The following is a 10,203-nucleotide window of genomic DNA, read 5'->3' as shown; positions in this document are numbered from 1 at the left end:
CGAATAGCGACCATTAATTTACGTCCCGGTAATTCACCGCTTCGGGTTTGATTTCGGCCACCCCGGGTCAATACTTATTTCCCTTGCGAGGGAACTAACACAACGCCAAAAGGTGGCCCGATGCACACACTGACCCGTTTGGGTGCATGCGCAGCAACGCTGACTGTGGTGATCTCCCCGGCGGCGACATTCGAAATGGTCAAGGCCGCCGCGGAGGGCGGCACGGTCGGCCTGGCCAGCGATCTCCGGCGCTGCGATTTCAGCCTGGTGACCACCGGGCCCCCGGTGCAGCGCCCCAGGCTCGGCAGCGGCACCGTCGTGATCCACAAGGCCGGGTCGAAGGCGATCGCGGAAGTGCATCTGTATGACCCCAATCAGCCGGGCATGCATTTCGACGTCGGCCTGATCCAGGAACCCCTTCCGTCGTCGGCCACATGTGGGCCCGGGGATCCCGGGACCGCCTTTACCGGAATGGACACCGACGGCGCCGGGAACGGGACGGTGACCATTCAGGACACCATTCGCCCGGGCACGACCGGCGTCTGGGTGATCATCGAGCGCGGCGACCCGCACTCGCAGAACCCGGCCGAGTTCTACACCTCCGAGTACGTCGTACCCGTATAGGCCGCGCGCCGCGGCGGTGACACGGCGGGCCGCCGCGGGATGAAACACTGGGGGACATGGTTTCGACGCGCCTGTGTCTCGCATCGCTGGTCGGTGCCGCGGCGGTCGCCTGCGCCGGACCGCCCACCGCGAGCCCGCCGCCCGGCCGGCTGAACTACGTCGCGCTGGGCGACTCCATGGCCGCCGCGCCCGGCGTGCCGGACCCCGCGCCGCCCGCCGGATGCCGCAAGTCGACCAACGACTACCCCGCGGTGCTCGCCCGGCGGCTGATGGCGAGCACGTTCACCGACGTCACCTGTAGCGGCGCGACCACCGAGGACATCACCGATCGCGAACAGCAGACGAAGAACGGGACGGTCGGGCGCCAGATCGACGCGGTCCGGGCGAGCACCGACCTGGTCACGATCACCGTCGGGGCCAACGACGTGGGGCTGGCCGCCGACGCGGAGGGCTGCGAGGTCAAGTCGCCCAACCCGGCGCCGTGCACCGAGGACTTCGTCGTCGGCTCCGTCGACCGGATCTCGGCGGCGATCGACGGGCACGTGCGCGGGTGGAGCATGCTGATCGACCAGGTCCGCGCCGAGGCGCCGAATGCCCGGATCGTTTTCGTGGGGTACGGGACGTTGATCCGGCCCGGCGGCTGCTTCCCCGGGCAGCCGGTGCTGCCGCACGACTCGGACTACCTGCAGTCCAAGATCAACGAGCTCGACGACCGGCAACGACTTCTGGCCGCCGACAAGGGGATCGACTACTTCGACACCCGGCCGATGTGGCAGGGCCACGACATCTGCGCCGCGCCGGCCGACCGTTATGTCGCGGGATACGGGGCGCAAAGCCCGGCGGTTGCCTTGCACCCCACCGCTTTTGGCGCCACCGCGGTGGGCGACGCGCTCGCCGGGTTCATCGGCCCGGCCGGCGCGCGGCGCTGAAGGAGGCCGGGATGAGCGACTACGACGCGGAGCCGGTCGACCGGCTGCCGTTCTCCACCGAGGAGAAGGCGCGGCGCTACCGGACGGAGAACTACCGCGGGGCGGTGGGCCTCAATTGGTACCTCACCGACCCCAGCCTGCGGTTCATCATGGCCTACTACCTGCAGCCCGACGAGCTGGCGCTGGCCGAACGCCACCTGACGCGCATGGGTGAGCTGATGGGCGGCCCGGTGGCGCGCTGGGCCGACGAGACCGACCGCAACCCGCCCCGGCTCGAGCGCTACGACCGGTGGGGCCACGACGTCAGCCGGGTCGTCATGCCGGAATCCTTCACGCAGTCCAAGCGGGCGGTGCTGGACGCCCAGCAGGCGCTGCGCGCGGAAGCGCGTGCGGCCCAGGTGAACTCGTCGCTGGCGATGTTCGCGTCCAACTATCTGCTGAACCAGGCCGACATCGGGATGGGCTGCGCGCTGGGAACCGGGGGCGGCATGGTCCAGTCGCTGGTCGCCGCGTACGCGCCGCCCGACGTGCGCGAGCACGTGCTGGCCAAGTTCGCCTCCGGCGAGTGGGCCGGCGAGACGGCGCAGCTGCTCACCGAACGCACCGGCGGCTCCGACCTGGGGGCGCTGGAGACCACCGCGACGCGCCACGGGGACGCGTGGCTGCTCAACGGGTTCAAGTGGTTTGCGTCCAACTGCGCCGGCGAGGCGTTCGTCGTGCTGGCCAAGCCCGAGGGCGCCCCCGACTCGACCCGCGGCGTCGCCAACTTCCTGGTGCTGCGCACCCGGCGGGACGGTTCGCGCAACGGGGTGCGGATCCGGCGGCTCAAGGACAAGCTCGGCACCCGCTCGGTGGCCTCGGGCGAGGTCGAGTTCGCCGACGCCGAGGCGTTCCTGTTGTCCGGCGAGCCCACCGGCGAGGCGGGACCGTCGGACGGCAGGGGGCTGGGCCGCATGATGGAGCTCACCAACGCCGCGCGCCTGGGCATCGCGCTGTTCGGGCTCGGCAACGCGCGGCGCGCGCTGGTCGAGTCGCTGTGCTACGCCCGGCAGCGGCGCGCGTTCGGCGACGCGCTGATCGACAAGCCGCTGATGCGGCGCAAGCTCGCCGAGCTGATCGTCGACGTCGAGGCCGCGCAGGCGATGGTTTTCGACGGCACCGGCGCCAGCAACCATCGCCAGCCCCGCGGCGTGCGCCAGCGCATCGCCGTGCCCGTCACCAAGCTCAAGGCGTGCCGGCTGGGCATCACCGCGGCATCGGACGCCATCGAGATCCACGGCGGCAACGGCTACATCGAAAACTGGCCGGTGGCAAGGCTTTTGCGCGACGCGCAGGTGAACACCATCTGGGAGGGGCCCGACAACATCCTGTGCCTCGACGTGCGGCGCGGCATCGTGCAGGCGCGGGCGCACGAGGCGCTGCTGGCGCGCCTGCGCGACGCGGTGTCGGTGTCCGACACCGACGACGACACCACCGCCCTGGTGGCGCGCCGCATCGACGACCTCGACGCCGCGATCACGGCGTGGGCCAAGCTCGACGGCTCCCAACAAGCCCTGGCCGAGGCGCGACTGTTCGGGCTGGCCCAGTTCATGGGCGACGTCTACGCCGCGGCGTTGCTCACCGAGCAGGCCGCGTGGGAGCGGGAGGCGCGCGGCGGTGAGCGCAAGGCGCTGGTCGCCCGGCTGTATGCGCAGCGATACCTGGCCGACCGCGGGCCGCTGCGCGGCATCGACGCCGACTCCGACGAGGCGCTGGAGCGCTTCGACGAGCTCGTGGCGGGGGCGCTGGAGCTCTAGACCGGGATCAGGCCGTGCTTGCGTGCCGTGCGGAACCACAGTTGCTTGTCCCGCAGCAGGTGCAGCGACCTGCGGAGCAGCAGCCGGGTCTGGTGCGGGTCGATGACCGCGTCGATGAAGCCCCGCTCGGCGGCGGTCCACGGGATAGCCATGTTCAGGTTGTAGCCGTCGATGAAGTCCTTCTTGATCTTCTGCGCCTCGGGCGTGGTCGGGTCGGGGAACCGCTTCATCAGGAGCTGCGCGGCGCCCTCGGCGCCGATCACCGCGATGCGCGCGGTCGGCCACGCGAAGTTGAAGTCGGCGGTCAGCTGTCTGGAGCCCATCACGGCGTACGCGCCGCCGTAGGACTTGCGCACGGTGATGGTCACCTTCGGCACGTCGGCCTCCACGACGGAGTAGAGGAACCGCCCGCCGCGCTTGATGATGCCCCGCTTCTCCTCCTCGGCACCCGGCAGGAACCCGGGCGTGTCCACCACGAAGACCAGCGGGATGTTGAACGCGTCGCAGAACCGGATGAACCGCGCCGCCTTGTCGGAGGCCTCGTTGTCGATCGACCCGGACAGGTGCATGGGCTGGTTGGCGATCACCCCGACGGGACGCCCGTCGACGCGCGCGTATCCGGTGATGATGGCCGGCCCGTGCTGCGCGGCGACGTCGAGGAAGTCGCCGTCGTCGAAGATGCGCAGCAAGATCTCGTGCATGTCGTAGGCCATGTTGTCGGAGTCCGGCACGATCGAGTCGAGCTCCAGATCGGTCGGCGTGATCTCCGGCTCCAGCCCGGGGTTGACGATCGGCGGCTTGTCGAAGCAGTTGGACGGCAGGAAGGACAGGAAGTCGCGCACGTACTGGAACGCCTCGGCCTCGGAGTCCACCACCTGGTGGATGTTGCCGTAGCGGGCCTGCGCGTCGGAGCCGCCCAGCTCGTCGAGGGTGACCTCTTCGCCGGTCACCTCCTGGATCACGTCGGGCCCGGTGACGAAGAAGTAGCCCTGGTCGCGCACCGAGACCAGCAGGTCGTCCTGGATCGGCGAATACACCGCTCCCCCAGCGCATTTGCCGAAGATCAGGGAGATCTGCGGCACCAGCCCGGACAGCGCCTCGTGGCGGCGGCCGAGCTCGGCGTACCAGGCCAGCGAGGTGACCGCGTCCTGGATGCGGGCGCCGCCGGAGTCGTTGATGCCGATGATCGGGCACCCCACCATCGCGCACCACTCCATCAACCGGGCCACCTTGCGGCCGAACATCTCACCGACGGTGCCCTGGAACACGGTCTGGTCGTGGGAGAACACCCCGACCGGGCGGCCGTCGATCATGCCGTGCCCGGTGACGCACCCGTCGCCGTAGAGCGCGTTCGGGTCGTTCGGGGTCTTGGCCAGCGCCCCGACCTCCAGGAACGTGCCGGGATCCAGCAGCGCGTGCACGCGGGCGCGGGCGCTCGGGATGCCCTTCTTGTCGCGTTTGGCGACGGCCTTCTCGCCGCCGGGCTCCTTGGCGAGTTCGAGGCGAGCGTGCAGCTCGGCCAGCTTCTCCGCGGTGGTGTGCTGGATGGGGGCCGGCGCCATCTCCGTCACTACTTGCCTACCTCACTCGTTCCGACGCGTCCTGCTGCTGTTGTGCCTCGATCATGTTCAGCGCCTGGGTCATGTGCGCGCCCACCTTCGCGATGTAGGGCTCGTCGATGGCCTGGATGTGCTCGCCGCCGATCGGCACGATCTCGAGATCGGACACGTACTCGCCCCAGCCGCCGTCGGGTTTGCGGGTGCCGTACCGCGGCTCGAACATGATCGCGTCGTCATGGTAGCGATCGGCCATGTAGAGGGTGACATGCCCGTCGTAGGGCTGGATCTGGGCGGTGTCGATGGCCCGGTTGTCCAGATACGACGTGCGCTGGTGCTCGATGATGCCGGCCGGGATCTGCACGCCGCTCTCCCTGACGGCGTCGAGCACGAACCGGATCTGGCCCTCGTCGTCGAGCTCCTCGAGCTGCTCGTACGGGATCGCCGGGATGGTGACGTTGAAGGTGCGCTCGGCGAACCGGGCGTAGCGGTCCCAGCGCGCGCGGATCTCCTCCTTGGTCTGCGGGACCTCTTCACCGGCGCGCACGGCGTCGATCAGGCCGACCCACGCGACGTCCTTGCCCAGCCGCTTCAGCCCGATCGCGCACGCGTAGGCCAGCACCCCGCCCAGCGACCAGCCGGCCAGGATGTAGGGCCCGTCGCCCTGCATCTCGATGAGCTTCGGAACGTACTGCGCGGCGCGCTCCTCGATCGAGCCCTCGACCCGCTCGAAGCCGTACATCGGGGTGTCGGCGGGCAGCCGGTTGAGCAGCGGCTCGTACACCACCGTCGATCCGCCGGCCGGGTGGAACACGAACACCGGCGTCTTGGTGCTGCCCTCCGGCCGGGCCCGCAGGGTGCGCACGAAGCCGTCGATCTCCCCGGCCTCGAAGTAGCCGCGGATCTTGTCGGCCAGCTCCTCGATGTTCGCCGACGACAGCACGTCCTCGGCGTTGATCGGGCCCTCCGCGCGTTCCGAAAGCCGTTGGGCCATCTTGGTCGCCGTGTCCGCGTCCAGCTTGGGCAGCGGGTTGAAGATGCCGCCCGGGGACTTCCCGGTGACTATCGCCCAGGTGGCGAAGGTGACCCGCTCGGCGGCGTCGCGCGGCGGTATGTCGGAGTTGAGCGCCTTGGCGACCGCCTCCTGGTTGAGCGCGTCCGTCACCCCGGCCAGGTTCGGCTGCGCGCCGTTGCCCTCGGCGCCCTTGGGTCCCGACGGATCCGTCGGCGGCGGCGGAAGCGGCGCCTCCGGCTTGTCCGGCGCGGGCGTGGGCGCGACGACGGACGACGGCGTTGCGCCGCTGAGCAATGCGGCCTGCTCTTTGGCGATCTCCTCGGCCGTCAGCGTCTTCTGGTGCTCGTGCAGCTGCTCGACCTCGTCGCGGTGCTCGATCGCGTACTCGATCAGCTTCTCGACGGCGTACAGGTTGGCGTCGCGCACGGCCGTCAATTGGATTGGCGGCAGGTCGAAGTCGTATTCGACGCGGTTCTTGATCCGCACCGCCATCAGCGAGTCCAGGCCCAGCTCGATCAGCGGCACCTCCCACGGCAGGTCCTCGGGCTCGTAACCCATTGCCGCCGAGACGATCAGGCCCAGCCGCTCGGCGATGGTCTCGCCGGAATCCGGTGACCACCTGCCCACGTCGCTCGGCAGGTAGCGGTTGGTCAGGCTGTCCGACAGCGTTTCGGCCTCGGTGTCCTCGGCGGGCGCCTCGGGCTGGGCGGCCGTGGTGGGGGCGGCGGCGATCGCCGTGCCCGCGCCGACCGCGGTCGGCAGCGCGCCGGCCTGGCCGGCCCGGCTCACCACCGCGTCGTACACCAGCGTGAAGGACTCGTCGATGCGGGCGTGCACCTGAACCGAGGCGCCGCCCGGATGCCGGGTCATCGTGGTCACCAGCCGGGCACCGGCAGCCGGCTGCGCGCGCTGCTCGGAAGCCGTCAGCTGCGCATCCGGAAGCACCTGTGTCGCAGCGGATCTCACCAACGCGGCCAGGTCCGTCTCGCCGTTGCGCGGCGCGTATTCCCAGACGTGGCGACCGTCGGGCAGCGCGACGTGGGTCCCCGGCATGATCACCGAGCCGTCGCCGGAGAAGTGCACGTCCAGCCAGTGCTCCTTGCGCCTGAACCGGGTCGGCGGGATGCTCGCGTAATCCTCGGGACCCTGCGCGCGGCTGAACAGCGTCCGGATGTCCAAGTCGTGGCCGTGGACGTAGAGCTGGGCCATGGCCGAGATCATCGACTCGACGTCGTCCTGCTTTTTGGCCAGCGTCGGAATCAGTTGGGCGTCAGGCAATCCCGCCGCCGCGGTGGTCAGGCCGATCTGCATCAGCGCCACCGGGTTGGGCGCGAGCTCCAGGAACGTGGTGTGGCCGCTGTCGACGGCGTTGCGGACGCCGTGGGTGAAGTAGACGGAATGCCGCATTCCCTTGACCCAGTAGGCGACATCGTGGATCGGCTCGCCGCCGGGCTTGATGTAGCTGCCCTCGTGCACCGTCGAGAAGATCCCGCACGTCGGGCTCATCGGCTCGATGCCCTGCAGCTCCGCGGAGAACTCGCCGAGCAGCGGGTCCATCTGCGAGGTGTGGCCGGCGCCCTTGGTCTGCAGCTTGCGGGCGAAGCGGCCCTCGGCCTCGCAGCGCGCGACGATCGCGTCGATCTGCTCGGGCGGGCCGCCGATCACGGTCTGGCCGGGTGCGGCGTAGACGCACACCTCCAGGCCGGGGAAATCACCGAACACGGTCTTCAGCTCGTCGGCGGAGTACTCGACGAGCGCCATCAGCCGGATGTACTCGCCGAACAGCATCGCCTCGCCCTCACCCATCAGGTGCGAGCGCGAGCAGATCACCCGGGTCGCGTCGGCCAGCGAGAGCCCCCCGGAGAAGTATGCCGCCGCGGGCTCGCCCAGCGACTGACCAATCACCGCAGCGGGTTTGGCGCCGTGGTGCTTGAGCAGCTCGCCGAGGGCGATCTGGATCGCGAAGATGACGACGTTGGAGGTCTCGATGCCGTACTCGTGCGAGTCGTCGAGGATCAGCTCCAGGATCGAGTAACCCCGCTCGTCCTGGATCAGCGCGTCGACCTTCTCGATCCACTCGGCGAAGACCTCGTTGCGCAGGTACAGGTTCTTGCCCATCTTGCGGTGCTGCGCGCCGAAACCGGCCATCGCCCACACCGGGCCGCTGGTGACCGGCCCGTCGGTGCTGAACACGTTGGGTCGCTGCTTGCCCTCGGCGACGGCCCGCAGACCCTTGACGGCCTCCTCGTGGTCGTGTGCCAGCACCACCGCGCGGGACCGGCCGTGGTTACGACGCGACAGTGCCCGGCCGATGGACTCCAGCGACGACGCCTGGCCCTCGGGGCTTTCCATCCAGTCGGCCAGCTCGGCCGCCGCGGCCCGCTTGCGGGAGCTCAGAAACGCCGACACCGCGAGCGGGATCAACGGCCTGGTCGGTTCCGATTCCTCTTGTGCCGCAAGCTCTTCCAGCGCAATCGCCTTCAGGCGCAGCGCCTCCTCGGTGACGCCGGGCAGCTCGTAGGATTCCTCCGGCACCTCGGACGCGTCGGGGATGATGTTGCCGAAGTCGTCGAACCGCAGCGAGTGGCTCTCGAGCGTGGGGGCTTGCGCCGCTTCGGTTTCGGTGGCCGACTCGGCCTCGGGCGCCGGCTCGGGCTCGCGTTCGATCACGTCGCGGGGCAGCACCTCGCGGACCACGAGGTGCGCGTTGGCCCCGCCGAAGCCGAAGCTGGACACCCCGGCCAGCGCGTAGCCGCCGTAGCGCGGCCAGTCGGCCGCGGTGTCGATGACCTTCAGCCGCATGCCGTCGAAGTCGATGTAGGGGCTGGGGCCGGCGAAGTTGATGGACGGCGGCAGCTTGTCGTGCTGCAGCGCCAGCACCACCTTGGCCAGGCTGGCCGCGCCGGCGGCCGACTCCAGGTGTCCCACATTGGTTTTCACCGCGCCCAGCAGCGCCGGGCGGTCGGCCGGACGGCCCCGTCCCACGACGCGCCCCAGCGCCTCGGCCTCGATCGGGTCGCCCAGGACGGTGCCGGTGCCGTGCGCCTCGATGTAGTCGACGGTGCGCGGGTCGATGCCGGCGTCCTTGTAGGCCCGGCGCAGCACGTCGGCCTGCGCGTCCTGGTTCGGCGCGATCAGGCCGTTGGACCGGCCGTCGTGGTTGACCGCGCTGCCCGCGATGACGGCCAGGATCTGGTCGCCGTCGCGGCGGGCGTCGTCGACCCGCTTGAGCACGAACATGCCCCCGCCCTCGGAGCGGGTGTAGCCGTCGGCGTCCGACGAGAACGACTTGATCCGGCCGTCGGGCGCCAGCACCTGACCGATCTCGTCGAAACCGAGCGTCACCAGCGGGGTGAGCAGCGCGTTGACGCCACCGGCGATCGCCACGTCGCACTCGCCGTTGCGCAGCGCCTGCACGGCCTGGTGCGTGGCCACCAGCGAGCTCGAGCAGGCGGTGTCCAGCGCGACCGAGGGGCCGCGGAAGTCGTAGAAGTAGGACACCCGGTTGGCGATGATCGAGCTGGCGGTGCCGGTGATCGCGTACGGGTGCGCGACGGTCGGGTCGGAGACCGCCAGGAATTGGTAGTCGTTGTTGGAGAAGCCGACGTACACGCCGACGGCCTCGCCGCGCAGGCTCGACGCCGGGATGCGGGCGTGCTCGAGCGCCTCCCAGGTGAGCTCCAGCGCCATCCGCTGTTGCGGGTCGATGTTGTCGGCCTCGGTCTTGGCGACGGCGAAGAACTCGGAGTCGAAGCCCTTGATGTCCTTCAGGTAGCCGCCACGGGTGCGGGCGGTGCCGACGCGCGCCGCGATGCGCGGCTCTTCGAGGAATTCCGACCAGCGGCCCTCGGGCAGGTCGGTGATGGCGTCGCGGCCCTCCATCAGGGCCTGCCAGGTCTCGTCGGGGGTGTTCATGTCGCCGGGCAGCCGGGTGGACAGGCCCACGATCGCGATGTCGACGCGCTCGGCGGGGCCGGGGCGCGACCAGTCGGCGTCGTCGAGGCCGGCGTCGGGCGCTTCGGGCTCGCCCTCGATGATCCGGGTGGCCAGCGACTCGATGGTCGGATGCTGGAACGCCACCGCGACCGACAGCGTCACGCCGGTCATGTCCTCGATGTCGGCGGCCATGGCCACGGCGTCCCGCGACGACAGGCCCAGCTCCACCATGGGGACCGACTCGTCGATAGCGTCGGGCGACTGCCCGACGGCCCGGCCCACCCAGTTGCGCAGCCACTGCCGCATCTCGGGGACCGTCATGTCGGTCTTGTTGGCGGGCGGATTCT

Annotated in this window: 5 protein-coding genes; 3 read left to right on the top strand and 2 right to left on the bottom strand. The window is 70.1% G+C overall.

Features of this window, described 5'->3' with window-relative positions:
• Positions 1-120 precede the first annotated feature (120 nt).
• Genes AC5Y6X_RS16850 through AC5Y6X_RS16840 form a run of 3 tightly spaced genes read left to right on the top strand, consistent with a single transcriptional unit; the run spans position 121 to position 3,349 of the window.
• Positions 121-624 (top strand): hypothetical protein, encoded by a 504-nt coding sequence (locus tag AC5Y6X_RS16850; protein ID WP_499987654.1) that lies wholly within the window; start codon positions 121-123, stop codon positions 622-624.
• A 56-nt stretch (positions 625-680) separates the two neighbouring features.
• Positions 681-1,553, top strand: a complete 873-nt coding sequence (locus AC5Y6X_RS16845; protein WP_324681960.1) for an SGNH/GDSL hydrolase family protein — start codon at positions 681-683, stop codon at positions 1,551-1,553.
• An 11-nt stretch (positions 1,554-1,564) separates the two neighbouring features.
• Positions 1,565-3,349, top strand: coding sequence for an acyl-CoA dehydrogenase family protein (locus AC5Y6X_RS16840; protein WP_499987652.1), 1,785 nt, complete (start codon positions 1,565-1,567; stop codon positions 3,347-3,349).
• On the opposite strand, the gene AC5Y6X_RS16835 is transcribed toward AC5Y6X_RS16840, so the two are convergent.
• Together AC5Y6X_RS16835 and pks13 are read right to left on the bottom strand one after the other, a co-directional pair.
• On the bottom strand, positions 3,346-4,911 hold the full coding sequence (locus AC5Y6X_RS16835; RefSeq protein WP_324681981.1) for an acyl-CoA carboxylase subunit beta: 1,566 nt from the start codon (positions 4,909-4,911) through the stop codon (positions 3,346-3,348). The two genes, AC5Y6X_RS16840 and AC5Y6X_RS16835, sit on opposite strands and share 4 nt — an antisense overlap.
• A gap of 16 nt (positions 4,912-4,927) precedes the next feature.
• A complete protein-coding gene (gene pks13, locus AC5Y6X_RS16830; protein ID WP_499987743.1) occupies positions 4,928-10,177 on the bottom strand; it encodes a polyketide synthase Pks13 in 5,250 nt (1,749 codons plus the stop codon).
• Positions 10,178-10,203 lie beyond the last annotated feature (26 nt).

Source organism: Mycobacterium sp. NGS26, from assembly GCF_059813025.1.
This window is presented reverse-complemented; position numbering and strand designations above follow the sequence as displayed.